This window comes from Pseudomonas sp. 478 (genome assembly GCF_003254125.1).
Classification (GTDB): domain Bacteria; phylum Pseudomonadota; class Gammaproteobacteria; order Pseudomonadales; family Pseudomonadaceae; genus Aquipseudomonas.
This window is the reverse complement of record NZ_QKZG01000002.1, coordinates 173566-197848: the sequence shown is the minus strand read 5'-3', so window position 1 is coordinate 197848 and position 24283 is coordinate 173566. Positions and strand designations below refer to the sequence as shown.

The 24283-nt window shown below is 57.8% G+C and carries 24 protein-coding genes and 2 pseudogenes; 13 read left to right on the top strand and 13 right to left on the bottom strand.

The genetic code is table 11. The features are described from left to right. Positions 1 to 16 precede the first annotated feature (16 nt). Positions 17 to 733: a phosphatidylcholine synthase gene (gene pcsA / locus DFS28_RS04515; RefSeq protein WP_111448744.1), complete on the bottom strand. Its 717-nt coding sequence runs from the start codon at positions 731 to 733 to the stop codon at positions 17 to 19. A gap of 247 nt (positions 734 to 980) precedes the next feature. Further along, on the bottom strand, positions 981 to 1406 hold the full coding sequence (locus tag DFS28_RS04510; protein WP_111448743.1) for an N-acetyltransferase: 426 nt from the start codon (positions 1404 to 1406) through the stop codon (positions 981 to 983). Between the two features lie 69 nt (positions 1407 to 1475). Here DFS28_RS04510 and DFS28_RS04505 point away from each other — a divergent pair. Beyond that, a pseudogene (locus DFS28_RS04505) lies at positions 1476 to 1613 on the top strand (DUF533 domain-containing protein); the annotation flags it as partial. A 110-nt stretch (positions 1614 to 1723) separates the two neighbouring features. Here the strand turns inward: DFS28_RS04505 and DFS28_RS04500 are convergent. After that, positions 1724 to 2176: a cupin domain-containing protein gene (locus DFS28_RS04500; RefSeq protein WP_111448742.1), complete on the bottom strand. Its 453-nt coding sequence runs from the start codon at positions 2174 to 2176 to the stop codon at positions 1724 to 1726. Between the two features lie 316 nt (positions 2177 to 2492). Between DFS28_RS04500 and DFS28_RS04495 the strand changes: the two genes are divergently transcribed. Next, positions 2493 to 3488, top strand: coding sequence for a class I SAM-dependent methyltransferase (locus tag DFS28_RS04495; RefSeq protein WP_111448741.1), 996 nt, complete (start codon positions 2493 to 2495; stop codon positions 3486 to 3488). Next, complete coding sequence (gene ligD / locus DFS28_RS04490) at positions 3485 to 6076, top strand: DNA ligase D (RefSeq protein WP_111448740.1); 2592 nt, start codon at positions 3485 to 3487, stop codon at positions 6074 to 6076. The genes DFS28_RS04495 and ligD overlap by 4 nt, the downstream gene beginning before the upstream one ends. A gap of 86 nt (positions 6077 to 6162) precedes the next feature. On the opposite strand, the gene DFS28_RS04485 is transcribed toward ligD, so the two are convergent. The 4 genes and pseudogenes from DFS28_RS04485 to DFS28_RS04470 form a co-directional block, all read right to left on the bottom strand. Beyond that, a complete protein-coding gene (locus DFS28_RS04485) occupies positions 6163 to 6837 on the bottom strand; it encodes a DUF3313 domain-containing protein (RefSeq protein ID WP_111448739.1) in 675 nt (224 codons plus the stop codon). Positions 6838 to 6885: 48 nt separating this feature from the next. Beyond that, positions 6886 to 7580: pseudogene (locus tag DFS28_RS04480) on the bottom strand (OmpP1/FadL family transporter); the annotation flags it as partial. A gap of 134 nt (positions 7581 to 7714) precedes the next feature. After that, on the bottom strand, positions 7715 to 7996 hold the full coding sequence (locus tag DFS28_RS04475) for a DUF3303 domain-containing protein (RefSeq protein WP_111448738.1): 282 nt from the start codon (positions 7994 to 7996) through the stop codon (positions 7715 to 7717). Between the two features lie 216 nt (positions 7997 to 8212). Then, the gene (locus tag DFS28_RS04470; protein ID WP_033053149.1) at positions 8213 to 8614 is read right to left on the bottom strand and encodes a hypothetical protein; all 402 of its coding nucleotides are present in this window, start codon (positions 8612 to 8614) and stop codon (positions 8213 to 8215) included. A 124-nt stretch (positions 8615 to 8738) separates the two neighbouring features. Here DFS28_RS04470 and DFS28_RS04465 point away from each other — a divergent pair, with 124 nt between their 5' ends. The 3 genes from DFS28_RS04465 to DFS28_RS04455 all read left to right on the top strand — a co-directional run bounded on the left by DFS28_RS04465 (position 8739) and on the right by DFS28_RS04455 (position 10145). After that, on the top strand, positions 8739 to 9131 hold the full coding sequence (locus tag DFS28_RS04465; RefSeq protein ID WP_111448737.1) for a GFA family protein: 393 nt from the start codon (positions 8739 to 8741) through the stop codon (positions 9129 to 9131). Positions 9132 to 9164: 33 nt separating this feature from the next. Next, complete coding sequence (locus tag DFS28_RS04460) at positions 9165 to 9623, top strand: metallophosphoesterase family protein (protein ID WP_111449114.1); 459 nt, start codon at positions 9165 to 9167, stop codon at positions 9621 to 9623. Between the two features lie 141 nt (positions 9624 to 9764). Beyond that, positions 9765 to 10145: a RidA family protein gene (locus DFS28_RS04455; RefSeq protein ID WP_111448736.1), complete on the top strand. Its 381-nt coding sequence runs from the start codon at positions 9765 to 9767 to the stop codon at positions 10143 to 10145. Between the two features lie 81 nt (positions 10146 to 10226). Here the strand turns inward: DFS28_RS04455 and DFS28_RS04450 are convergent, their stop codons facing one another. Together DFS28_RS04450 and DFS28_RS04445 are read right to left on the bottom strand one after the other, a co-directional pair. Further along, the gene (locus DFS28_RS04450) at positions 10227 to 11792 is read right to left on the bottom strand and encodes an aldehyde dehydrogenase (NADP(+)) (RefSeq protein WP_111448735.1); all 1566 of its coding nucleotides are present in this window, start codon (positions 11790 to 11792) and stop codon (positions 10227 to 10229) included. 5 nt (positions 11793 to 11797) lie between these two features. Further along, on the bottom strand, positions 11798 to 12427 hold the full coding sequence (locus DFS28_RS04445) for an isochorismatase family cysteine hydrolase (RefSeq protein WP_111448734.1): 630 nt from the start codon (positions 12425 to 12427) through the stop codon (positions 11798 to 11800). A gap of 100 nt (positions 12428 to 12527) precedes the next feature. On the opposite strand from DFS28_RS04445, the gene DFS28_RS04440 reads away from it, so the two are divergent. Continuing rightward, positions 12528 to 13037, top strand: coding sequence for a helix-turn-helix domain-containing protein (locus DFS28_RS04440; protein WP_111448733.1), 510 nt, complete (start codon positions 12528 to 12530; stop codon positions 13035 to 13037). Positions 13038 to 13314: 277 nt separating this feature from the next. Here DFS28_RS04440 and DFS28_RS04435 read toward each other — a convergent pair whose 3' ends face one another. Further along, complete coding sequence (locus DFS28_RS04435) at positions 13315 to 15600, bottom strand: Orn/Lys/Arg decarboxylase N-terminal domain-containing protein (protein WP_111448732.1); 2286 nt, start codon at positions 15598 to 15600, stop codon at positions 13315 to 13317. Continuing rightward, positions 15597 to 17006 carry a putrescine-ornithine antiporter gene (potE, locus tag DFS28_RS04430; protein ID WP_111448731.1) on the bottom strand — a complete coding sequence of 470 codons (1410 nt, stop codon included), beginning with the start codon at positions 17004 to 17006 and terminating at the stop codon, positions 15597 to 15599. Before potE ends, DFS28_RS04435 begins: the two co-directional genes overlap by 4 nt. A 186-nt stretch (positions 17007 to 17192) precedes the next feature. Here potE and DFS28_RS04425 point away from each other — a divergent pair, with 186 nt between their 5' ends. Further along, the gene (locus DFS28_RS04425) at positions 17193 to 17522 is read left to right on the top strand and encodes a hypothetical protein (RefSeq protein WP_008146735.1); all 330 of its coding nucleotides are present in this window, start codon (positions 17193 to 17195) and stop codon (positions 17520 to 17522) included. A gap of 99 nt (positions 17523 to 17621) precedes the next feature. Here the strand turns inward: DFS28_RS04425 and DFS28_RS04420 are convergent, their stop codons facing one another. Continuing rightward, positions 17622 to 18338 (bottom strand): glycosyltransferase family 25 protein, encoded by a 717-nt coding sequence (locus DFS28_RS04420; RefSeq protein ID WP_111448730.1) that lies wholly within the window; start codon positions 18336 to 18338, stop codon positions 17622 to 17624. Positions 18339 to 18863: 525 nt separating this feature from the next. Between DFS28_RS04420 and DFS28_RS04415 the strand changes: the two genes are divergently transcribed. Next, positions 18864 to 19517 (top strand): peroxiredoxin, encoded by a 654-nt coding sequence (locus DFS28_RS04415; protein ID WP_111448729.1) that lies wholly within the window; start codon positions 18864 to 18866, stop codon positions 19515 to 19517. 3 nt (positions 19518 to 19520) lie between these two features. Here the strand turns inward: DFS28_RS04415 and DFS28_RS30495 are convergent, their stop codons facing one another. Next, positions 19521 to 19691, bottom strand: coding sequence for a hypothetical protein (locus DFS28_RS30495; protein WP_158539663.1), 171 nt, complete (start codon positions 19689 to 19691; stop codon positions 19521 to 19523). 373 nt (positions 19692 to 20064) lie between these two features. On the opposite strand from DFS28_RS30495, the gene DFS28_RS04410 reads away from it, so the two are divergent. From DFS28_RS04410 to DFS28_RS04395, 4 genes are all read left to right on the top strand, one after another. After that, entirely contained in the window at positions 20065 to 20562 is a 498-nt protein-coding gene (locus DFS28_RS04410) for a hypothetical protein (RefSeq protein ID WP_111448728.1), read from the top strand. Positions 20563 to 21003: 441 nt separating this feature from the next. Then, positions 21004 to 21561: a polysaccharide biosynthesis/export family protein gene (locus DFS28_RS04405; protein WP_111448727.1), complete on the top strand. Its 558-nt coding sequence runs from the start codon at positions 21004 to 21006 to the stop codon at positions 21559 to 21561. Positions 21562 to 21647: 86 nt separating this feature from the next. Next, a complete protein-coding gene (locus tag DFS28_RS04400; protein ID WP_371922121.1) occupies positions 21648 to 22703 on the top strand; it encodes a hypothetical protein in 1056 nt (351 codons plus the stop codon). A gap of 20 nt (positions 22704 to 22723) precedes the next feature. Further along, the gene (locus DFS28_RS04395; protein WP_111448726.1) at positions 22724 to 24283 is read left to right on the top strand and encodes a lipopolysaccharide biosynthesis protein; all 1560 of its coding nucleotides are present in this window, start codon (positions 22724 to 22726) and stop codon (positions 24281 to 24283) included.

Genomic DNA, 24283 nt, shown 5'->3' with positions numbered 1-24283 from the left:
GCTCTGCCTTCCTTTATTACCGCGAGTTTTCGAACCACTCCAGCGCCGTGCGCCAGATGCAGATCCCCAGGAAGTAAGCCGACATCAGCAGCCAAAGCCCCATCACCATCGGGTTGATCACCGGATGGTTGACCACCAGCGACAAGCTGCACAGCAGCCAGATGGCCGTCACGGCGATGTTGATCGGCATGAACTTGCGCACACGGAACGGGTGGAGGAACTTCATCCGGGTCACGGTCAACAGCGCCAGGCCGATGATGGTGAGCAAAGTGATCCACGGCGACGGGGCGATGATGTACAGGCACAGGGCTACCACGTTCCACGCGGCGGGGAAGCCCTGGAAGTAGTTGTCTTTGCTCTTCATGTTGACGTTGCAGAAGCAAAACAGCGACGAGACCAGAATCAGCGACACGGACAGCAACAGCGTGTAGTCCGGCAAGGGGATGTAACGATAAATGAACAGCGCGGGGATAAACACGTACGTCAGGTAGTCGATGACCAGATCGAGGATCGATCCATCGAAACTTGGCAGTACCGACTGGACATTGACCTTGCGTGCCAACGCGCCATCCAGCCCATCGACAATCAGGGCGACGCCCAGCCACAGCAGGCAGTTTGTGGCCTGGTTTTCCAGCAGGGCGAGGGTCGCGAGGAAGGCAGTGACCACGCCGGTGGCGGTAAAACCATGGGCGCCCCATGCTTTTAGCCTGGCGATGTGTAGGGTCGATATCACGGGGGCGTTCTCCAGAAAGTGAAGCAAGCCTGTTATCACCCCTTCAATGGGGGTGTCGGCAAACCTAGTCAGGTTGCATGTATCGACCGGGAATCCGGGGATAAGGTTCACCACCAGTAAATCTTAGCTGGGCCGCAAAAAAATACCCCGGATAAATCCGGGGGTATTAAATGAAACATCGGCGCAGGGCGATACGTTTTACTCAAGCGCAGTGATCAGCGAATGGATCGGCTGCAGACAGGCTCATTCACAGCGCCTTGCTCATGAACACCCGACTCGTGCCTGGCGGGTCGCAGGGCACTTCGCCGAAGCGCTGCCAGCCGTGTTTTTCATAGAACTGCGGGGCCTGAAAGCTGAGGGTATAGAGCACCGCCGAGCGGCATCCGCGACGCCGGCCTTCTTCCTCGTACGCGTTGAGCAGTCGAGAACCGAGCCCTGAGCCGCGCAGTGACTCGGGCAAATAGAACAAATCGAGAAACAACAGACCGAGCGACGTACGCCCGGTAATACCGCCCAGCACCTGATGGGTATCCGGATTGCGGACCGTGACTGCCAGCGACTGGCGGTCGTTGATGCCGGTCATCTGATCATTGAAGGCACTCAGCCCGGCGCTGAGTACGTGCTCGACTTCAGGTTCGATGACGTCGCTGACGACAATCAGATGGCGGTCCATGTGTTCGGTGATCCTGTGGGCTTTGGGTCTGCGAGGGTAGAACACTCGCAGCCGATGGTCATCAGGGTCAGCCTGGCCAGTGTGATGCTGGTGGACGATCAGCAGGACGCCGAACGTAGCTATCTGGATGAACTGGCGGCGGCGCTGAATATCGATCCGGACCTGCAAGTGCATCTGGAGCAACAGGCCAAAGGTGGCGTGGCCTGAATGCAGCCCTGATAGGCCGGGTGTGACGCAGGCATTGTGAAAGGAACGCGGAGCGACCCGAGAGGCATTCCCACGCAGAGCGTGGGAACGATCAACGAGAGCGCTGGCCCTTACAGGGGGGCAGGGGCTTTCGGCAGCAGAAACGTAACGCCGAAGCTCTCGGCGATTGCCAGTATCTGCGGTAAATCCTGCGGCACTTTGAGCTGATCCAGCGCGGCAAAGAACTGACCACCGCGCGGATCAGACACCACGCCGATCATCTTCGCCGTCTCACTGATGTTCTTGTAAGCATGAATAGTCCCACCGGGAATATGCACATAACCCCCGGGGAGAACAGTGGTGGCCTTGCCCGCAATCGTCACTTCCACCTGCCCGTCAATGACGTAGAACGCTTCGTCCCAAGGATGAAAATGCGCGGGTGGCCCGCCGCCTTGCACGCCTTCCTGGATATGCATTTCAAAAGGTTTGCTCAGATCCCCACCCGCAAGAATGGTGATGGTCTCACCCACGACATTGACCGGGTCGGGTTTTTTTCCGGTCTCGATGACATGAATCGTTCGCATGATTGCTCTCCGAATGATGAGTCCATACCCGCTGAGTATATTCACTTGATCTGGCGCCGGAGCTGCGCCACAAGCCCGTCTGTCCGGGCGATTTCAACGCCGATGGAATTTTCTTCCGGGGGTGTCGCTCTGCTGATGTAGAGACGTGCTGATTCAGCGGATAAGCCTGCACGCTACACTTAAAGGGCTTGCCGCCGACGAGCAAATGCAGGTCTTGATTCCGTGGTTGTCCGCCCATCGGCACGCCCACCCCGCTGGCCTGATGGCCACGCGACGGTTCATCGAACTCACATCCGTTTTCGATAGGGAGCCCTTAATGAATCAGGAAGAACACCTTGGCGCCGCCGATCTGGCGTTGTTGCAGCTGGGGCGCCGCTTGCAGGCCGACGGTTACCGTTTCATCACGCCAACGCCGCTGACCCATCAGCGGGTCAATGATCGCTCCTTCGGGCAAAGCGCCCGGACCCTGCGTGAAGTCTTCGGCTGGTCGCGGCCGTTTGAGCCCGGTCTGTTGTCGGTGGATGAGCAGCGGCAGTTGCAACAGGCAGGCGTCCTCGATGAATGCAATGGTCGACTGAAAAGTCATGTGCGCTGGTCAAGCCTCGATGACCTGTTGTTCGTGCATTCGGGTTACCCCACTGATGCCGCTGACGCGGTGTTTTTCGGCCCCGACACCTACCGTTTTGCTCAGTTGATTCACGCCCATCTGCAACAGAGCTTCGCGCCGATCAGGCGCGCCGTGGACATCGGTTGCGGCGCGGGCGTCGGGGCGATTGTGATTGCCCGCGCACGCCGGGAAGCGGAAGTCCTGGCGGTGGACATCAACCCGTTGGCGTTACGCATGACGGCGGTCAACGTCGCCCTCGCCGAGGTGGCTAACGTCAGCATCGAAGCCAGCGACGTGCTGCAAGACGTCGACGGCCAATTCGACCTGATCGTCGCCAATCCGCCCTACATGGCCGACCCGGCCGAGCGTGCTTACCGACATGGCGGCGGGGCGCTCGGCGCGCAATTGTCGTTGCGCATTGTCGAGCAGGCCCTGTATCGGTTGGCCCCCGGTGGTTCGCTGGTGCTGTACACCGGTGTGGCGATGATCGATGGCCTCGACCCGTTTCTGGATGCGGTGACGCCGCGTCTGGAATCGCCGATGTTTGGCTGGACCTACCGCGAAATCGACCCCGATGTGTTCGGTGAAGAACTGTTGACCCCTGGCTATCAGCGGGTGGAACGCATTGCCGTCGTTGCCCTGATTGTCACGCGTATCGGCCCCGGCATCGGGGGCACCGTGAGCTCGTCAGCAGGTGCGCCATGACCAGAAGCCTGGACGATTACAATCGCATGCGAGATTTCTCGGCGACCTCTGAACCGGCTGCCGGTAAACGTTCGGGCAAAAAAACCGCGAAAGACCATGCCTTGCAGTTCTGCATCCAGAAGCACGACGCCTCGCGCCTGCATTACGACTTTCGCCTGGAACTCGATGGCGCGCTGAAAAGCTGGGCGGTGCCCAAAGGCCCGTCACTGGACCCCAAGGTCAAGCGCCTGGCGGTCCATGTCGAGGACCATCCGATGGATTACGCCACCTTCGAGGGCCGCATTCCCGAAGGGCATTATGGTGCCGGCGACGTGATCGTCTGGGACCGTGGGGTGTGGATTCCTCAAGGCGATCCGGCCGAGGCGTACGCCAAGGGCAAGCTCAAATTCGAGCTAAAGGGCGAGAAGCTTGGCGGCCTGTGGAACCTGGTGCGCACGCACCTGCCAGGCAAGCAGGAGCAATGGTTTCTGATCAAGCATCAGGACGGAGCGGCCAAACCCGAAAGCGATTACGACGTGGTCGCCGCCGAGCCCGACAGCGTGCTCAGTGACCGGACCATCGTTGCCAAAAAGCCGAAGACCGCTGCCAAACCCAAAGCCGTCAAAAAACCCGCCACCCCGGCGCGGGAGGAAAAATCGGCGCCATTGACGGGCGCCCGCAAAGCCAAGTTGCCGGAGCTGCTCAAACCGGAACTGGCGACGCTGGTCGAAAAGGCCCCGGGCGGCGAGTGGAGCTATGAGATCAAGTTCGATGGCTATCGGATCATGGCGCGCATCGATCACGACGACGTCAAACTGTTCACCCGCAACGGCCACGACTGGACCCACAAACTGCCCAGACAAGCCGAGGCGTTAGCGGCGCTGGGTCTCGAGTCCGCCTGGCTCGACGGGGAAATGGTGGTCGCCGACGAGCAGGGCGTGCCGGACTTTCAAGCCTTGCAAAACGCCTTCGACTCGGGCCGCAGCGGCAACATCGTCTACTACCTGTTCGACATGCCTTACCTGAATGGCGTGGACTTGCGCGAGGTGCCGGTCGAGGAGCGAAGGGTCGCGCTGTCGACCGTACTCAACTCCAACAAAGATCCGCTGCTGCGCTTCTCCGATGCCTTTAGCGAAGAACCGGAAGCGCTGCTCAACAGCGCCTGCCAAATGCAGATGGAAGGGCTGATCGGCAAGCGTCTGGGCACGCCTTACGTGTCGCGGCGCAGCAGCGACTGGATCAAGCTCAAGTGCAAGCATCGGCAGGAATTTGTGGTTGTCGGCTTCACCGACCCGAAAGGCTCGCGCAATGCCTTCGGTGCGCTGCTGCTCGGATTGCATGACCGCGACAGCGGTGAGTTGCGTTACGCGGGCAAAGTTGGCACCGGGTTCAACGAGACGACGCTCAAGCGCATCTACGAGCAACTGAAACCGTTGCAGACCAAAAAGAGTTCAGTGGTCAACCCGCCGAGCGGTTTTGACGCCAAGGGTGTGCACTGGCTCAAGCCCACGCTGCTGGCGGAGGTCGCTTTTGCCGAAATGACCAAAGAAGGTTCAGTCCGTCATGCGGTGTTCCATGGCCTGCGTGACGACAAGCCTGCCGAAGACATTACCGAGGAGCGTCCGAAAGCCGTGAAGACTTCAGCCGCGAAAAAAACCACTGCCGGAAAAACTTCCACCCCTGACAAAAAGAAAGCCGCGCCCGCGCCCTCACAAATCGGCCTGGGCGAGGGCAAGGTGCGCATCACTCACCCGGACCGGGTGATCGACGCCAGCAGCGGCACCACCAAAGTGCAACTGGCGGAGTATTACGCCAGCGTCGCCGAATGGATTTTGCCCGAGCTCAAGGACCGGCCCGTGGCGCTGGTGCGTGCCCCGGACGGCATCGCCGGCGAACTGTTTTTCCAGAAGAACGCCGAGCGCCTGGCCATTCCGGGGATCACCACCTTGGACAAGGCACTCACCGGCCAACCGGTGATGATCATCAACAACGCCGAGGCCCTGATCGGCGCCGTGCAGATGAGTACCGTCGAGTTGCACACCTGGAACGCCACCTCGGACAACCTCGACAAACCCGACCGCTTCGTCCTTGACCTCGACCCGGACCCGGCGCTGCCCTGGAAAAGCATGGTCGAGGCGACTCAACTGACCCTCTCGGTACTCGATGAACTGGGGCTCAAGGCGTTTCTCAAGACCAGCGGTGGCAAAGGGATTCACCTGGTGGTGCCACTGACTCGCAAGCTGGGTTGGGATGAGGTGAAAGACTTCAGCCACGCGATTGTCAGCCATATGGCCAAGTTGCTGCCGGAGCGTTTTTCCGCCGTGTCGGGACCGAAGAACCGGGTCGGGCGGATCTTCATCGATTACCTGCGCAACGGCCTCGGTGCCACGACCATCTGCGCCTACGCCGTGCGCACCCGTGAAGGGCTGCCGGTGTCGGTACCGATCTTTCGCGAGGAGGTGGCCGAGCTCAAGGGCGGCAATCAGTGGAACATCCACACCCTGCATGAGCGCGTGGCCGAAGTCGGCGACGAGCCGTGGAAGGATTTGAAGAAAACCCGGCAGTCGATCACCGCCGAGATGCGGCGGCGGGTCGGGATGAAAAAATAGCCATGTACGCCCTTGCAGGAGCACGGCTTGCCGGCGATGGCGTTCTCAAGGGCGCCATCGCCGGCAAGCCGTGCTCCTGCAACAAGCTATTTGATAAATGCCTGTAGGTCACTGGTCAGCTTGTCGATCGCCACTTTGAAATCCTTGGTGGTGATCTTCTGGCTGGCATTTTCCAGTGTGGTGCCAAAGACTTTGCGCACGACTTTGGCCACGGTCTGGTTGTTGCTGGCGTCGATAAACTCGGCCTCGATGAACAGGGTAGTGTCCTGATCGCGGTGACCACTGGCAGCGGAAACACCCCCCACGACGGCGGCAACCGGCACCACTTCATACCACTTCATGCCTTCGTTTTCGGCACTCACCCCGGTGATCGCCGCGCGCATGATCAAGGTTTTTGAACCGGCTGGCGCTGATTTTGCGCTCGATACCACCCGATATTTCTGCCCCAGTACACCTTTGGCCTTACTGGTCATGTAGCTCTGCAACTCGTCCAGGGTTTGCTTGTTAACCCGCTCATTGGGTTTGGGCGCCGGGTAAAGCTCCAGCTTATTGAACGCCACGGTGTTATAGGCATCTGGATTCCAGGACGGGCTCACCCAGCGCATGGCGGTTTCGCCGCTGGTGGTGGTGACCTGCTGCAAGTTGTTGTAGTTGGACAGGAAGCCGGAATACTGCTCACGCTCGGTGACTTTCGAGGTGCAACCGCCGAGCAGCAGACTGGTCAGCGCAGCGCCAATAAACAGTTTTCGGGACAGATTCATAGTGGTGTTTGCTCCATGGGTTAAGTCATTTTTTTCGGTAGCAGGGCATCAGAAACGCCAGGTCATATTGCCGGTCACGGCTTGAATCCAGGCATTGTCAAACTGACCGGAAGTTCGAATACCCGACGTGGACCTGGTCTGGTCCACCGGCATATCGCCCAACCAAACCATGGCCCAGCTGACATTGATGTCGGTGACCTTGTTCAGAGCATAGGTGGCTCCGGCCGCAATGCGCCAGGATTCTCCCATTGGCACGGTAAAAATTCGGTTTGCGTCCGAAACGGCGCTGCTGTCATACGCTACACCGACGTTCCATAACAGTTGCGGCGTGGCTTGATACTGCGCGCCGAGTGCCAGTTGCCAGGTGTCTTTGAAATGGGCGTCGACCGTCGTCGATTGAGCGCCAAACGCGGTGGTGTCGACTTGCACCGCGATGTCGCCAAACTCTGACCAGTCCTGCCAATTGACCGAGGCCAGCAGGGCCCATTGCGGGTCGAGTTGCTGGAACAGGCTCAGCGTTGCAGTTTGCGGCACGGTCATGTCGAGTCGGGTGTTCAGGCCGTCCAGACGATTCAGAGCGGGCCCGTCGCCTTTGACGTCCAGCCCATTCTCGAACTCCAGATCGACCTTGCTGTGTAGGCCAGGCCGATGCGGGTGCCGGGTTGCGGGGCATAGATGCCCCCCACATTCGCGCCGAAGCCCCAATCCTGGTCCTTGTATTTGAATTGGCCGTCGCTGCGGTCGTGGATTCAGATGATCGCTGACATTTCAACCAGGCGAAGTCCTCAACCTGTGCCTGGATCGATTATAGGGAATGTGTTGTTCGAATCGCGGGGGGGGGGCATGAGGCGGCGAGCCTGGCTCGCCGCCTCAACGACTATTGCTTGCCGACAGCGGCTGCCAGCAGCGGCGCTATCTGTTCATCGGTCAGTGCCGCCTGGACTTCCATGGTCATGAGGTCGCTCCATTCCAGCACCCACTTCTGAATGGCTGCCGGATCACCGGCCTCTGCCACGCCAAAACCGGACGCACCACCGATGGCGTGCCAGCGTCCCAGCATTTTGACACCAGCGGGTGGAGCTCCCCCGGTCTTGAGGAAACGCTCGATCGCGCTGTTACGATTTGCCGAACTGATAGACCAACTGACTATGAATAACATTGGCCACCTCCTGCTACGGATTGGCACCTGTTGTTCTTCGCGCACGCCTGGCGGGTGCCGGGACCACGGTCACGCTTGAGTGTCCAGCTTCATCCCTGACTGGCTTGAAACCACTGCTCCCATGAGAAGGCATAGCAGCGGCCAAGACTCTGCGTATGACCGCTGATCCTGTTTCGTTGCAAGCAACGAATTTTTCAGGTGCTTCGAGGACGATGTTCACGCATCGCGCAACAGGTCGTTGGCGTTGAGCAGCGCGTAGGCAATCTCCGGGCGCTTCTCCAGTGCGCGACGAATCGCGGCCGGGATCGACTGACGGGTTTTGCGGCATAGCCCCGGTTGTTCGCCAAGGTTGATACCGATACCGCGCATGGTGCGTACTTCGTTGAAACCGGGGGCAATGTCGACGCGGATGCCCAACTGCTCATACATCCGCTGTTGCAGACGTTCCAGATCACTCAGGCTCTGGAGGTTTTCCAGGCGTTCGATCAGGCGCTTTTCCTCCGAGCGGGTCAGAAACAGAATGCGCACGTCCGCCCCCGGTGTTTCCAGCAGCGGGTCACGCCCGCAGTCGCAGGCGCCGGGCGGGCAGGGTTGGCGGATCGCAGGCGTGGTGGTCATGGGGTTCAATCATAGAGTGCTGCAATCCGGTTTGCCCATAGGGTTTTTGCCCTTCTGGCGAACGGGGCACGCTGGGTATAGGCTTCATCACGTTCCGACCGCTTGATTTCAGAGGAGACGCAGCATGCAGCGATTTACGGGGGGTTGCCTGTGCGGCAACGTCCGGATTGAGGCGTCGGGACTCCCGTATCGGGTCGGCCTTTGTCACTGTCTCGACTGCCGCAAGCATCATGGGGCGCTTTTTCATGCTTCTGCGATATTCCCTCAACGTGCGGTGACGATCGAAGGTGAAACACGCGACTACGCCGGGCGGTTTTTCTGTCCCCGCTGCGGCTCGTCCGTTTTTGCCCGCACCGACGACGAAATCGAAGTGAACCTGGGATCCCTGGATGCCCCAGACCAACTGATGCCAACCTACGAAAGCTGGATCGTGCGTCGCGAGTCCTGGTTGCCGCCGTTTCCGCTCGCGAGACGATACGAGCGCGATCGTGATGCCACGGGTCGCTTTGAGGAATAGGTACCGATGCATGAACCGGGTCTGGAGCGTTGCATGAAAGTGGGCGTGATTTCCGATACCCATGGCTTGCTCCGCGCCGAAGCCCTTGCTGCACTGCAGGGTTGTGAACGGATTATTCATGCGGGCGACATTGGCAATCCCGAAATTCTCGATCAACTGGCGTCAATAGCCCCGCTGCACGTGGTCCGCGGCAACAATGACCTGGACGCCCCTTGGGCGGAAAATCTCGCCGACTGCCTATGTTTCGATTTGAACGGATGGCAGACCTTGCTGGTACACGACAGTGCCGATCTCCCAGGCGTACTTGATGCCGGCATCAAGCTGGTGATCACCGGCCATTCGCACAAGCCCCGCATAGAATGGCGCGGCGAACGGCTACACCTCAATCCCGGCAGCGCGGGACGCCGGCGCTTCAAGCTGCCGGTGACGCTGGCTCTGCTTGAGGTGTTTGAGACCTCAATTGAACCGCGCCTGGTCTCGTTACTGGAATGAGCTTTTCCTGGCGTGTTTTGACTACACAAGCATTGGTGTCTCAAGCCTGAAGATATCGCTATCAAACGGGGCGCTCCACACTGGGTTTTCCAGCCGCTATATACTCGACAGCCCCTTTACCCCCTCAAACAAGAGACACCCATGGCAAACCACGACATCACCTTTCTTCCCGACCCCGATCCGCAATCCATCTCCTCCGATGTCGCCGGTTTCGGCGGCTTGCTGGTCTCCACTCAGATCCCTACCCGCACCGATGGCAGTCTGGAATTGGGCGACATCGCCCTGCAAAGCGAATGCACCCTGCATGCGCTCAAGGTAGCGCTGGAGCACGCCGGCAGTTCCATGGACCGGGTTCTGCATCTGACCATCTACCTCACCGACATGGCCGACCGCGCCGCCTTCAACGAGGTCTACCAGCGCTTCTTCGCCAAGCCCTGGCCGGTTCGGGCCGCCGTTGGCGTGGCCTCCCTGGCGGTTGAAGGCATGCGCGTGGAAGTCACCGCGATGGCGGCCAAGGGCTGAGTCCGCGGACATATCCGGCGGGCCCGCTCAACGAGCGGGCGCCACCGGGCGGGTTGGCAAAGACTGTTTCAAGGATGGCTTTTATTGGCCGTCGACGAGGCGAGGCAGCCCCAAGGGATCAAACTCGCGCAATGACTCAGGCAATAGCGCATCAGGAAAACCCTGGTAGGACACCGGGCGCAAAAAGCGTTCAATCGACGTCATGCCCACCGAGGTGAAGCGGCTGTCCGACGTGGCCGGAAACGGTCCACCGTGGATAGTGGCGAAAGACACCTCCTGAGGATGCGCGAAGGCGTTGACCACGATTCGCCCGGTGCGCCGCTCCAGGACCGGCAGCATACGATGAGCCAGTGGCATGTCGCGCTCATCGAGATGCATGGCGGCGCTGAGCTGGCCCTTGAGCGAGCGAGCGACGGCGAGCAGTTCATCCTCATCCTCGACGTTCACCAGCAGTGCTGAAGGACCGAATACTTCTTGCGCAAGTACCGTTTCGGTCAGGAAGCGTTGGCCGTCGACCTCATGCAACACCGACTGGCCATCAAAATCAGCGTTGGCTGGCGAGCCTTCGGCGACACGATTTGCACCAACGCTCTCCATTGCCGCGAGGCCGCTCGAGTAGGACGCATGAATACCCGGCGTCAGCATGGTGCGCGCCGATGCTTCGGTGACGCGCTTGACCATGGCGGCGCGCAGCGCTTCATAGCCAGCCCCTTTAATGGCGAAGAGGATGGCTGGCCTGAGGCAGGCTTGCCCCACATTGACCAGCATGCGTTCGATAAAGCCATCACCGATTTGCGCTCCACGTGCGGCCAGTGCATGGGGCAGGATGAACGTGGGGTTGACGCTGGTCATCTCGGTGAACACGGGAATGGGGTCGGGGCGTTGCTGCGCACGCCGGTACAGCGCCATGCCGCCATGCTCCGAGCCGGTGAACGTCACAGCCTTGATCAACGGATGATCGACCAAGGCTTCGCCAATCGTGTTGCCGCTGCCACGTACCATCGAGAAAACCCCCTCGGGCAGTCCATTCTCTTGCACCGCCTTGCGGATGGCACGCGCCTGAATTTCTGATGCGCCTGGATGGGCGTTATGCGCCTTCACGATGACGGTCGCACCGGCTGCCAGCGCCGAAGCGGTGTCGCCTCCTGCGACCGAATACGAAATGGGAAAATTGCTCGCACCGAAAATAGCCACTGGGCCGATCGCCATTTTCTGAAGTCGATGATCCATGCGTGGGCGGGGTTGACGATGTGGCTGTGCCGGATCGATGGCCAACTGGAGGAAGCGTCCTTTGCGTACGACCTCCGCGAATTGGCGAAACTGGGTGGCGGCTTTTGCCGCTTCGCCCTCAAGCTGAGCCTCAGGCAGGCCCGTTTCGAGCGCGGCCCGTGCGGCAAGCTCATGACGGACAGCGTCGAGATTGTCGGCAATGCTTTCCAGGAACGCCGCGCGCCGGGTGAGCGAGGTATGGCTGTAATGGTCGAATGCTTCGTCGGCGAGCGTCGCCGCCTGGTCGACTTCCGCCACGCCACCGAATGCGAAAACCGGCTCGATCAACTGGTTGGTTGCGGGGTTGAGCGCCTTCATCGTCCCTTCAGTGGCCGGGACTTCGTTTGCGCCGATAATGAGGTGTCCAGTCAATTTCATGTGTGTTACCCCTGCTGCGCCAGGGACGCGATCAGCTCGTCCGTCGCCACAATGGCGTGGGCGAACGTGGGACCGTTGAGTTCATGCGCGGCATGCATCATTTCCGGTTTGAAGGCAGCGGTCGCATCACGCACCAGTGTGACGTGGTAACCGAGTTCCACGGCATAGCGCGCGGTTGCCTCGATGCAGGTATTCGCCAGCAGGCCAACGATGATCACGTGCGTGATGCCTTTCTGCTTGAGGCGAAAATCAAGGTCGGTATTGGCAAAGCCGCTCGAGCCCCAATGTTCCTGAACGACGATGTCGCCATCCTTTGGCGCGAAATCGGGGTGCCATTCGCCGCCCCATTCTCCGCGTGCGAAGTGATGCATGTGCATGACCTTGCACTGGGTAGGGCTTGGATGATCCCAGCCTTCGTAGTCGCCTTGCTCCCAACGGCGGTGCGGTACGATGACCACCGCAATATCCAGTGCACGCACGACGCGGTCGAGGGCGCGCAGGTTCTCGAGCAGGCCGACTTGCTCGGCAATCGGCTCGATCAAGGGGTAGACCTTTCCGCCTTCCGACAGGAAATCATTGTAAGGATCGACCAGCAGGTATGCGGTTCTGTTAAGGGGATAAATGGCTTTGGGCATGGCGGTTTTCTCCAGGGATTTTGGATGACTCGCGCCGAGGGCTTGCCCAGGCACGCTTTAGATATGATAATCATAGCAACTGCAAAAGAGGCAAGTCCTTATGTCGGTAAACACAAGTGCTGCGCAAACCCTGTGCCCGATTGCGCGGGCTGAGGCGGTCGTGGGTGACCGCTGGACCGTATTGGTCCTGCGTGAGTTGTTCATGGGGAGCCATCGATTCGACGAGATCCAGGCGCAGACCGGAGGAACTCCGCAAATGATCGCCGCACGCCTGAAGAGTATGGAGGCTGACGGACTCGTCGCACGCCGTCCTTACAACGAGCGGCCGCCACGCTACGAATATCACCTTACCCAGAAAGGGCAGGCCTTCTATTCGGTGGTGCTTGCACTGCGCGCGTGGGGAGAAACCTGGTGCAAGTCGCCGGAGGAGGAGTTGGCGGTCGTTTATACCCACAAAACCTGTGGCCAACCCGCCGGGCTAGGGCCGCTTTGCGAACATTGCGGCGAACTCTTGCGCCGTGAAGAGCTGATCAGCGAGCCGAGCGCCGCCTACATCGAAGAACGAAACGCACGGCGTGAGGCTTTCAAGGGGAATCGAATCCAGTCATAAGGACGCGCCGTTCACCACTGCTCAACGCCTTGATCAGGTTGACTGCAGGCAGTGTTGAGGTTTCTTGCGGGTTGGCATCATGATTCGACGCTTGGCGACGCTGGATCCGGGTATCGCCTTGGGTTCAGGATTGGTAAACCAGCCAGCCATCATCGTTGCCGGGACGCAATGCAAGGGGTTTAAACCCGATGGATTACCTGCTCAGGAAAAGACATGTAAAAACGGGCACCTTCAGGGCGCCCGTTTTTTTTACTTCGCAGTACGTACAGGCGCTAGCTCATTTCAACACCAGCAAGCTATAAACTCCGCCCTCGCTTTCGATCCCATGGGTGTCATGGGTAAAGCCCGGGAAGGATTTGTCGAAGGCTTCCAGCGCCTTGAGATAGGCCAGCAACGGCCCGTCCGCAGGCCCGGCGTTTTCACCCGGCATCAGCAATGGAATGCCCGGCGGATACGGCACGATCCCGGTCGCCACGACGCGTCCGGCGGCTTCTTCGAGTATCACCCGTTCGATGTCGTTTCTGACCAGTTTTTCGTAGGCCTCCACCGGGCTGAATTCGGCTTTGGGCAGTGTGCCGAACGCCTGGGCCATGTTGGCGGTGGTTTTATGTTTCTTCATGGCGGCGAAGATTTCGTCGGCCAGGTCCTTGAGGCCCAGGCCAGCATAGCGAGCCTGGTTGGCGGCCAGCAGATCCGGCAGGCACAGTTCCAGTTCGACGTTGTCGTCATAGTCGCGTTTGAAGTCGAGCAGGGCATTGAGCAAGGTGCCCCATTTGCCTTTGGTGATACCGATAGAGAACAGGAACAGAATGGTGAAGTCGGTGGTTTTCTCGACCACGATGCCCTGACGTCCCAGGTAGGCCGTGAGCACACAAGCCGGGATGCCCGAGTCGAGCAGGTTGCCGTCGTCGCCCATGCCGGGGCTGAGCACCGAGACCTTGATCGGGTCGAGCATGCAGTAGCCTTCTTCGATGTCACCGAAGCCGTGCCATACCGCGTTGGGGTGCAGTACCCAGCAGTTCGGCTCGGTTTTCAAAAGCACCGGGTCGACTTCATGGAACGGCACGGTGGCCGCGCCAACCTGCACGGTCGGCGGCTGCCAGCAGGTAAAGAACCACTCCTCCTTGCTCAACATCTCGTTGTGCATGCGCGAGACGACCTGGCGGAAACTGATGGCTTCTTCGATTGATTCGGTGGTGAGGATTTGCCCGCTGGGCGCTTCCATCATTGCCGAGCTGACGTCGCACGAAGCCATGATCGCGTAGTTCGGCGAAGTCGAGGCGTGCATCATGTACGACTCGTTAAAGCGCCCGTGATCGATCGGGTTGCGGCCGTTACGCACGTGAATCATCGAGGCCTGGGAGAGGGCGGCCAGCAACTTGTGGGTCGACTGGGTGGCGAACACGGTCGGCTTCGAGTCGTCGTGATCGTCCGGGCTGCCGTGCATGGCGTGGCGCTCGCGGTACAGCGGATTGAAACGCGCATATCCGTACCAGGCTTCATCGAAATGCAGACGATCGACGCTTTGCCCCAGCAACTCTTCGACGCGGGTGACGTTGTAGGTCAGGCCGTCGTAGGTGGAGTTGGTGATGATCGCGTGGACGGGGGTCGGGTCGATGCCTTGCTTGACCAGCGGGTTACTGGCGATGGCGTCTTTCACGCCGCTGGCGCTCAGGGTTTGCGGGAGGATCGGGCCGATGATGCCGTAGCGATTGCGGGTCGGCACCAGATAGGTCGGGATGGCACCGGACAGGGTCATCGCATGTTCGGCGGACTTGTGGCAGTTGCGGTCACACAGGGCAATCTGATTGCGCGTGACGCTGGCCATGAGGATGACGCGGTTGGACATCGACGAGCCGTTGGTGACGTAATAGGTGCGATGGGCGCCGAACACTTTGGCGGCGTAGCGCTCGCCCTGGCCGATGGGGCCGCTGTGATCGAGCAACGAACCGAGTTCACCGACCGAAATCGACAGGTCCGAACGCAGCAGGTTCTCGCCGAAAAACTCGTAGAAGGCGCGCCCCGCGGTACTCTTCAAAAACGCTGTGCCGCCGGCATGTCCAGGGGTGTGCCACGAGTATTCATAAGTGCGGGAAAACTTTACCAGCGCCCCGAACATGGGGGGCAGCGCGGCTTGTCGATAACGTTCGATGGCCGCCAGGATGCGCCCGCTGAGGAAGCGGCTGGTGTCCTCGGGCAGCCAGATGAAGTCATCGGCGTGTTGCATGACCACCAGCGGAATGCTCGACGCGGTGCTGCGGTCGCTAATCAGGAAAACCGGCACCCGGGTGTTGCGTTCGCGCAGGCTGACGAGCAGTTTGATGCATTCCTCATGGCCTTCGCTTTTGTCCATCTCCCAGCTGAGCAGCACGCATTGAATGGCCGGGTCCGAACACAGGATCGACGTGGCGTCGCTCAGGGTTTCCGACGCCAGCACGTGAACGGCGCGTTCTTCTACATCATTGACCAACTGCGTCAGGGCGCGTCCGAAGACGGTGCGCTTGTCTGGCAGGCTGCTGACCAATAGCGCGAGCATCCCGAGTGTTTGTCTATATTCCGTCATAATTGAGCCTCCACGGTCACTGCTTGCAAGTTATTGACCGGCACCGGCTTACCCATGAGGTGCTGAGCGCTGACGGTCTGTGTCGGTACGCTGTTATTAAGCGCTTCGAGGCGGATCAGGCGGTTGTTGACGAAGCCAAACAGCGTGTAACCAAAGATCGTTGCCACGCCGCCGAGCATCAGTGCCTGTGCGCCCGAACTGTACAGCGCCAGGTAGCTGTAAGCCGCCGCCACCCACGCAATGATGTTGGTTATCAGCGCCGAGCCCGCCGGAACGTTTGATACCTTTTGAATGGTCATCAACGCGGCCATGGAGAGGATGTAGGGCACCAGATTGGTGACCACCGCGAGGTTGACGAGAGTGTCGAACTGCTTGCTCAGGTCTGGGCTGATGGTGAGTAAAGCCAGCGCCGTCTGCACGGCCAGCAGCACCAGCATGCCGATGATGGGTGTTCCGGCCTTGTTGGACTTGGCAAAGATCGACAGGAAGTAACCGGTGTCCGCTGAGCTTTTGTAGACCTGAGCGATGGTGAATTGCCAGCCCAGCAGCGAACCGATGCACGCGAGGATCATCGCAGCCATCACAATGTCGCCGACCATAGGGGTGAACATCTTGGCAAAGACCAGCCCGAACGGTGCAGTGGAGGAGGCCAGTTCCGGGTTGCCGACGATACCGGCGATGACGTTGGTGGAGGCGATGTAGATCACCGCCGCGCCGAGGGTGCCGCCAAGTACCGCAATGGGTACGTTCCTTTCCGGATTTTCTACGGCATCAGTGTTGGCGCACGCCGACTCCAGGCCGAGGAATGCCCATAAGGTGATCGCCACCGACGCACCTGCGGCTTCTAACCAGCCCATGTTGTGGGGGTTCCAGCCGGCGGCGTAGACACTGCTGTCGAACCAGAACCAGCCAATGGTGGATACCAGCACCACCGGCGCAATCACCCCCCAAACCGTAACCGCACCGATCCGGCCGGTAATCCGCGCGCCGCCGAAGTTGGCGAATGTGGTGATCCACAACAGAGCGATGGTCGCCAGACCCACTTGCAGTGAATCCAGTTCAACATGGAACAGCTCCTGGATATAGCCGACCGCCGTAATACTGATCGCTACGTTGGCAATCAACAGCGAGAGGCCATAGGTGTAGTTCGTGATGTAGTTGCCCGCCTTGCCGAAAGTGTATTCAGCATAGCCGCCCATGCCCCCGGTCTTTCGGCTGAGCATCCCGCAGCGTGCAAAGGCATAGGCCAGCGCCAGGGAGCCGGTAGCCGTGATCAGCCAGGAAAGGATGGAAATACCGCCGACTTCTGCAAGCTTAGTGGGGAGTAGCACAATGCCGGAGCCCAACATGTTGACGGCGGTCAACATCGTCAGTTGCCCTACGGTCATTTTCTTTGCGACTGACATTCCGTTGCCTCATTCGTTGGCGGGAGAAGAGCATTAGCTATAGCAAAGGATTGAATTGGCGCAAGAAACGTCCGTAAGAACACGGAGAAAACAGGCTATAGCGCACTTAAGGCATTTTGCTGGCCCCGAAGACTGAAACTTTTGACCAGAATCAATTTATTTTCAGTTAGTTAGGATCGAATGCAAATGCGGAATGTGATGGTTGCGCTGATTTCGTTAGGCCTGGCGAGCGTTGCCGCCTCTGTCCAGGCCAAAGAGCTGGCATCGAATGATCGTTACATTTGCAGCTGGGGCGCAGGTACTGCGGCGAGAGCCCAGGAACTCAAGCTGTCCGGGGTTTCACTGTATGCAGCGCGGCAGAAGTTACATACCTACAAATTCAGCAAGCCATGGATGCACATGATGGCGATGGGCATTACCGAGCAGACCTATGACAGTCATTCGCGGATGAAACCCGCGGCCCTGCGCGAGAGCTTTTACGAGGAGTGCGTCCGGTACAAGTTGGCGCGCAAATGACGAGGGCAGTCCGCCAAAATCTCCGGCACGGCTCCTGCGCCGTGCCGGGCGGATTACGTCAGGCATTGGGTACTTCAGACCTTCCCTGAAGAGAGAAAACTATCGGGTTCTTCTCAGGTTTTTTGCCTTTAACTTCCTGAGCATGCCCATTACCGGCCGCAGGAGGGGCACCCTGTCAAGGATGGAAAGCTCATGCAGGTCCGTCCGCGAGGGCCTTTGATAGCCACAATTCCAGGTGAAATAGTAAGCGGAAATTTCTTTATTCTTATGAATAAGCGTATTGAGAGCAGCGTCATAATGCATCGGACCTCCGTCAGGATGTCCCGGCGGCCGCTCCAGAATCTGGAACAAGAAATCCCTCAATCTCCCAAAGCATTTCCCGTTTACAGCATAGAAATGGGCTAAATATATTGGCCGGTCGACTGCTTTCCAAGCGGGCATGTTTGAATTTTCTTCAAACGGATGCCCGAAATAGACGATGTCCCACTCCATACCTTCCAGGGACTCGATGGCCTCTTTGCCATATTGAGAAATGTGTCTGGAAAACTGTATGTCGTCTTCCAGGATCAAGATATTGTTCAAATTCAGGCGCATTGCCTCTTCCAGCACCCCCAGATGACTCAAAAAGCAGCCTCGGACCCCGACGCTGGGGAAACCATTTCCCTCACTGGGTGTAACAGCTTCAAAAAAGCCTATTTTTTCATCATCAATGTGAAAGCCGTTGCGAGTGAATTCTTCGACTGTTTCTAAACGGCGATCCGTTCTTGACGAGATATTGATGATTCTTACTCGATCAAAATATTCGATCACATTCATCTGTCAGGTCCTTAGCGCAGACAATCGGGGCCGTTGGATTGGGGAACCCGCAGAATTCGGAAAAAATCATACGCAAGCACTGCCGGCAGGAGGCAATCCCTTACGTCTTCTGGGTTGTGTCCGATTGAAATACTCCTCATCAACCAGGCGTCCGGCGGTTCACTCGCGCAGCGTCAGAGCAGGGGCCACTTTGTGCATTTCCTGACGGCTCGGCGTCAACTTCCATGACCTCAATCTGACAGGCTGAGTGCTTGGTGGTGTTGTCCGTTTTCCCTATCGACCCCGGAATGCAGTATAGGCAGCATTTGTGGATGAAGTTTTCGTCTCTTAAAAATCGGTGTGCAGCCGATAGCCACACATGTGTGTGCCTGAAAACACCGAGCTTAAGTGAACAGCTTCACGACAGGTCCGAGCATGTACCGCTGATGCCAGCCCTTCGGCGGGGGTGAAAAACGAAGTCTTCAAGGTCTCCTATACTGGTCCGTTCCGAGAGTTTCCCTACCCTTCACAGCGAGGAAAACGCACATGACCATTCGAATTGGCGACGAAGCACCGGATTTCACCGCCGAAACCACCGAAGGCACGCTCCATTTCCATGAATGGATTGGCGACAAGTGGGCCATCCTGTTCTCACATCCGAAGGACTTCACCCCGGTCTGCACCACTGAACTTGGCTATATGGCCGGGCTCAAGCCGGAGTTCGACAAACGCAACACCAAGATTGTCGGTCTCAGCGTCGACCCGGTCGGTAACCATCAGACCTGGGCCAAAGACATCGAAGAAACCCAGGGCCATGCGGTCAACTACCCCATGATCGGCGACGAGAATCTGGTGGTGGCCAAGCTCTACGACATGATTCACCCGAACGCCAGTGGCGGCGCTCGTACTGCCGTGGACAACGCCACGGTGCGTTCAGTGTTCATTGTCGGCCCGGATAAAAAGATCAAGGCGATGCTGGTCTACCCGATGAGTGCCGGGCGCAATTTCAATGAAGTGTTACGCCTGCTCGATGCTATCCAGTTAAACGCCAAGCACACGGTTGCCACACCGGTGAACTGGCGTCCGGGAGAGGACGTGATCATTCCTACGTCGGTATCCGACGACGACGCCAGGAAGAAGTACCCGGATGGCTTCAAGACGGTGAAACCTTATTTGCGTACGGTGGCGCAACCGAAGTAATGGTCAGTCATTCATCCGGTATTCAATCGCGATGCCTTTTGCGCGCATTGCATTGATCGGCTCGGCGTGGGTGCCAGGGAGGTTGAGCAGGGTTCCTGGCGCAGCGCCGAGACTTCCACAGTGTTCCAGGGCTGAGAATGCACGGGGAGCCTTTACCTGCCATGCCGTCTTCATGCGTCAAAAACTCTCGACCGCCAGGTACTTTCAGAAAGTCGCCGAGACACTCCACCTTTACAGGCGTCGTCGATCGAACCCATGCCATTGCCAAGGTGCTTCGTTGCCCGGTGGAGGGCGCTGCGCCGGGGCGTGGGCCAGCATCCTGGTGCGAACCGACGTCCAGGCGTGAAGCTTTTTCACATGGATAGAATTCACGGGACTGACGTGCTTGTTGTGGCGTTATTTTGACGCCACCCCCCTAAAATGAAATTTCGATTTATTATTGTGACGGACCATTGACGTAATAGCGATGTGCTTATAGGCTCAATTTAGCCGATAAAGATTCCTTCAACCGACAAAAGAATAACCCCCTGCGCAAGGAGGCGGTGTTATGCGCTCAACACTTGTCATTAAATTTGTGTTGTTGTCTGTGATCCTGAATGGTGCAGCCGTTGCTAGTGCTCAGGCGACCAGTTTGGCCTATGAAATTAGTCGCATAAGCAGCGCTTGCGAGGAGTTAGGGCCTCAACTTTGTAGTGCTCTCAAAGATCACGCGGGTGGCGCACTGCTTACTTTTGGAAAGGGCCTTGGCTTGCCTTCATTGACCACTGATATTTATGTCGAAGATGCCCCTTCTGCGAAAGCTAACAGTGTCAATCATCACGCTGACTCTGGCGTGGATGTATCCGTCAACTCTTCTTCCCGTGACGGATTAATGGCGGCGGTTGATAATAAGAAATTCAAAATTGATTCCTCTCTCCAGGATAAAAGTCTGGTTGGGGTATCTGATATCAACCAACCCAATGCAGTACCGCTTTCTGCGGCAGCCTGGTTATTTTCTTCTGCGTTGTTAGGTTTTATTGTGGTCGCCAACCGACGGAAGATATAGCGGGTTGTTACCGTTTTTGGAAATAAGGTGTTTAGACGGTCACTCTGGTGGCTGGGTAGATACACAGCTTTATATATAGTTTTTGCGGATGATGTCTGTTGCGATGTAATTGTTGATATCAGTTAGTTGCGCAGGCAAACGTAGCCATCGTCAAGGTGACAGTGGCGCGCTTGAGCCGGTTAAAACAGGCATGATGTCGTTAATATTGGCGCGAAATACGTCGAAGGTGATTTGCTCGCTCCAACCTATTGTTAAATAACACGATTCTGCTGTTTTGCACTAACGTTCAGGTTTCGGGTGTGTTGCATTGGCGGAATTGACCGCCCGCAAGCTCAACGTGATTGCTGTTTTAGTTTCTTTGGCGGGAAATAGGCTAGAGTCATTTGACTAGGTTTTTTTGTTCTAAACTCCTTGCATGGCTACTTAGACGGAGGGATCCCGATGTTCCGTTCATTGATACCTGTGCTGTGCGCGCTGGCCGTTTGGCCCAGCATTTCCAATGCCGTCGAAAAGGACGGGGCATACCGGCTGAATCAGGGAGATAACCTTTCCATTTCCGTTTGGGGCGAAGACAAGCTCAAACAGGATGTACGTGTACTCCCCAATGGCAGCATTACCTTCCCGCTGGTAGGGCGAGTCGATGTTGAGGGGCTTGACACCACCGCTGTCGAGCAGCAAATCGCTGCCAAGCTTGAGAAATTCATACCTGATCCGCAGGTGAGCGTTGTCGTCACCGGCACCGAAGGTAATGTCGTCTACGTCCAGGGCAAAGTGCTGAAGCCTGGCACCGTGCATATGTCCGGTCATACGTCAGTGCTGCAGGTAATAAGCATGGCGGGTGGGCTCGACAAATTCGCCGATAAAGACGACATTAAGGTCGTGCGACTCAATGGGGCTAGACAAGAGATCCTGCACGTCAACTACAGCAAGTTGATGTCGGGGGATGACATGTCCACCAATTATAAACTTGAAGCCGGCGATACGCTGGTCGTGCCTTAGCCTTGCGCGAGGCACTAAGGACTATCTTGCTTGAATTTCGAACGACCGGGATCGCGACGGCAATCCTGGCTTTGTCGTGTTCGGACATGGCCTATGCTGCTACTTGGCAATCAGCTATAGCAGTGCCTTCGACGGTCGAGTACGACAGCAATCCACTGCTGCTCACGAGTGATGAGAAAGGGGTGACTCGCACCATCATCGCCCCCGATTACAGCCTTGTGGGTACTTCCGGACGGGATGAGTTCCAGTTCGGTCTGGGGGTAAATATCGTGCGTTCTTCGGATACGTCCGTCGTTTCGGACCGTGAAGATCCCAGGGTAAAGCTAGGGTGGCAGCGCGCGACCGAAACGGGTGCTTTTGGACTTACGGCGAGATATGAAGAAAACTCTACGCTTTCCACGGTGGTTCAGGAAACCGGCGTAGTTGCTTCCGATGGCACGCAAAAGATGTATTTGGTGGGCGGCAACTGGAGCACTGCTCTCAGCGAGCGAAGTACCCTGGTTAACGAGACTGACTACACTCATGTCACTTACGATGTTGCTTCTCTGACCAACTATGACGAGCTGGCAACCCGCTTCAGCTTGAACTATGCATGGAGTGAGCAGGTCGAGCTGTTCACCCGTTTGGGCGTGAGGCGCTATGAGCCGGAAAAGGGCTCCGCAGTGGCTTCCTCGAACAGCTACACCCCCACGGTCGGCTTGAATGTTCAATTCTCCGAGCGGCTTAAGGGGACGGCCTACGCCGGTCTCAACCAAGTCTCCGGCACAGGTAGCGGCCCTAAAGGCCAGGGCGGTTTATTGTTGCAATATGCCGGTGAGCGTATTGATACCAGCATCGACGCCAGTCGTAGCACTCTCGCCAGTGGGGACGGCGGTTTCGTCGAGGTTGATGCCCTGAGGGGGACATGGAGCTATGCAGTCGACGAGACCCGGCGCACCGGTTTCGATGCCTCCTGGCAAGATGCCAAAGGCCGGACGCCGAATACCCTGCGAAATTACAGTGCCTGGTTTAGCCAAGAACTCTCGCCTTTTTGGATTGCACGCCTATCCTACACATACAAACAACGCCAGCAAGATGGCTTGCCGGATGCCACTGCAAACGTCGTCGGGCTGACGTTGACCTATAGTTATCCCGGTCTCTGAAATTCAGCTGCGTGAGAAATATGGCCACTGAATACGAAATGTCGTTCAACGACTACCTAGCTATCATCAAGCACCACGCCCTGCTGTTGATCGTGAGTTTCGTGGTCATACTCGGCGTGTGCATAGCAGTAGCGATCTCTCTCCCGCCGACCTATGAGTCATCCGGCACGATTCTGGTGGAGTCTCAACAGATTTCGCCAGACCTGGTGGCGGCCAACAACAATACCTTTGCCGATGAGCGCATCGAAGTTATTCGCCAGCGCGTGATGACCCGTGATCATCTGGAAGGGATCATCGACAAATACAATCTTTTTGCTTCGCAAAGCCGGCAACTGAGCGTTAGCGAGAAGATCGAAGAAATGCGAAATGCGATTGTGGTCTCGCTGGTCAGTGCTGCCGTCAAGGGGCGCGGAGAGGTGACGATTGCTTTCCGTCTTTCCTTTGAACACAGGGAGCCCGAGATTGCGAACAAAGTTGCCAAGGAGCTGGTGACGCTGTTTCTGGATGAAAACATCAAGCAGCGCACCGAACGCGCCAGTGAGACGACCGAGTTCCTGACGCAGGAGGCGGACAAACTCAGGGTGGAACTGGAAGCCCTTGAGAACCGGTTGGCGGACTTCAAGCAGGCACATAGCAACGCATTGCCCGAGCATCAAGAGCTGCGCATGAATATGTTGACGCGCGCCGAAACCGAGCTTAAAGAGGTCGACCGTGACTACAAAACTGCCCGTGAAGACTTGCGCTTCAATGAGCTGGAGCTTTCCGCCGCGAATGCCGGGCTAGCGACCAAGCCTGGAACACCCGGTGCGGCAGTTGATAAACCACAGGATCTCGCTAGCCTCAAAGCTGAGTACACCCGGTTGCAGTCGCTGTATACGCAAGCTCACCCCGACGTGCGTGCCGTCAAACGCAAAATTGCTGCACTTGAGGCTGGCAAAGGTGCCGGTGCAGCGGCTTCGGTCAATCTGGACGTTGCCAAGGCCCAGGCGCGGATCACCGCAGCGGAAGCACGTATCAAGTCGCTGGCCGATCAAAAGCAGCAAATACTTGGAAAAATAGCCGAATACGAGGCGCAAATTATTGAGACGCCGCAAGTCGAGCGCGGCTTGGTCACGGTGATGCGTGACCATGATAATGCTCGTAAAAAATATGAGGAGATTCGCACGAAGGAAATGAGTGCGAAAATTTCCGAAAGCCTGGAGCAGGAAAACAAAGCCGAGCGTTTTGTTCTTCTGGAGTCGCCGCTGATGCCCGAGAAGCCGGTACGGCCGAACCGTAAAAAAGTGGTTGCCATGGGTTTCTTGCTTGCCCCGGTGGGTGCTGGCGCGCTGGTGATGCTCCTCGAGATGATGAGTCAGCGTGTGCGCGGTGCCCAGGCCTTGGCCAGCGTGCTGGGTAGACGCGTATTGGTTTCCATTCCCTACATTCACACCAAGGCTGAACTGGCACGCCGCAGGAAGTGGCGAATGCTATTGATCGTCATTGGAGTCGCGACAATCGCGATCTTTCTGGTGCTCCTGCACTTCCTCTACATGCCTCTGGATCTTCTGATGTTTAAAGCTCTGGGCCGGTTTGCGTAA

What these genes read in the sequence shown, in the direction of transcription:
- DFS28_RS04510 (WP_111448743.1), bottom strand. Translation starts at nt 1,406, where the DNA reads ATGGACCGCCATCTGATTGTCGTCAGCGACGTCATCGAACCTGAAGTC.
- DFS28_RS04500 (WP_111448742.1), bottom strand. Translation starts at nt 2,176, where the DNA reads ATGCGAACGATTCATGTCATCGAGACCGGAAAAAAACCCGACCCGGTC.
- DFS28_RS04495 (WP_111448741.1), top strand. Translation starts at nt 2,493, where the DNA reads ATGAATCAGGAAGAACACCTTGGCGCCGCCGATCTGGCGTTGTTGCAG.
- ligD (WP_111448740.1), top strand. Translation starts at nt 3,485, where the DNA reads ATGACCAGAAGCCTGGACGATTACAATCGCATGCGAGATTTCTCGGCG.
- DFS28_RS04485 (WP_111448739.1), bottom strand. Translation starts at nt 6,837, where the DNA reads ATGAATCTGTCCCGAAAACTGTTTATTGGCGCTGCGCTGACCAGTCTG.
- DFS28_RS04475 (WP_111448738.1), bottom strand. Translation starts at nt 7,996, where the DNA reads ATGTTATTCATAGTCAGTTGGTCTATCAGTTCGGCAAATCGTAACAGC.
- DFS28_RS04470 (WP_033053149.1), bottom strand. Translation starts at nt 8,614, where the DNA reads ATGACCACCACGCCTGCGATCCGCCAACCCTGCCCGCCCGGCGCCTGC.
- DFS28_RS04465 (WP_111448737.1), top strand. Translation starts at nt 8,739, where the DNA reads ATGCAGCGATTTACGGGGGGTTGCCTGTGCGGCAACGTCCGGATTGAG.
- DFS28_RS04460 (WP_111449114.1), top strand. Translation starts at nt 9,165, where the DNA reads ATGAAAGTGGGCGTGATTTCCGATACCCATGGCTTGCTCCGCGCCGAA.
- DFS28_RS04455 (WP_111448736.1), top strand. Translation starts at nt 9,765, where the DNA reads ATGGCAAACCACGACATCACCTTTCTTCCCGACCCCGATCCGCAATCC.
- DFS28_RS04450 (WP_111448735.1), bottom strand. Translation starts at nt 11,792, where the DNA reads ATGAAATTGACTGGACACCTCATTATCGGCGCAAACGAAGTCCCGGCC.
- DFS28_RS04445 (WP_111448734.1), bottom strand. Translation starts at nt 12,427, where the DNA reads ATGCCCAAAGCCATTTATCCCCTTAACAGAACCGCATACCTGCTGGTC.
- DFS28_RS04440 (WP_111448733.1), top strand. Translation starts at nt 12,528, where the DNA reads ATGTCGGTAAACACAAGTGCTGCGCAAACCCTGTGCCCGATTGCGCGG.
- DFS28_RS04435 (WP_111448732.1), bottom strand. Translation starts at nt 15,600, where the DNA reads ATGACGGAATATAGACAAACACTCGGGATGCTCGCGCTATTGGTCAGC.
- potE (WP_111448731.1), bottom strand. Translation starts at nt 17,006, where the DNA reads ATGTCAGTCGCAAAGAAAATGACCGTAGGGCAACTGACGATGTTGACC.
- DFS28_RS04425 (WP_008146735.1), top strand. Translation starts at nt 17,193, where the DNA reads ATGCGGAATGTGATGGTTGCGCTGATTTCGTTAGGCCTGGCGAGCGTT.
- DFS28_RS04420 (WP_111448730.1), bottom strand. Translation starts at nt 18,338, where the DNA reads ATGAATGTGATCGAATATTTTGATCGAGTAAGAATCATCAATATCTCG.
- DFS28_RS04415 (WP_111448729.1), top strand. Translation starts at nt 18,864, where the DNA reads ATGACCATTCGAATTGGCGACGAAGCACCGGATTTCACCGCCGAAACC.
- DFS28_RS30495 (WP_158539663.1), bottom strand. Translation starts at nt 19,691, where the DNA reads ATGAAGACGGCATGGCAGGTAAAGGCTCCCCGTGCATTCTCAGCCCTG.
- DFS28_RS04410 (WP_111448728.1), top strand. Translation starts at nt 20,065, where the DNA reads ATGCGCTCAACACTTGTCATTAAATTTGTGTTGTTGTCTGTGATCCTG.
- DFS28_RS04405 (WP_111448727.1), top strand. Translation starts at nt 21,004, where the DNA reads ATGTTCCGTTCATTGATACCTGTGCTGTGCGCGCTGGCCGTTTGGCCC.
- DFS28_RS04400 (WP_371922121.1), top strand. Translation starts at nt 21,648, where the DNA reads ATGGCCTATGCTGCTACTTGGCAATCAGCTATAGCAGTGCCTTCGACG.
- DFS28_RS04395 (WP_111448726.1), top strand. Translation starts at nt 22,724, where the DNA reads ATGGCCACTGAATACGAAATGTCGTTCAACGACTACCTAGCTATCATC.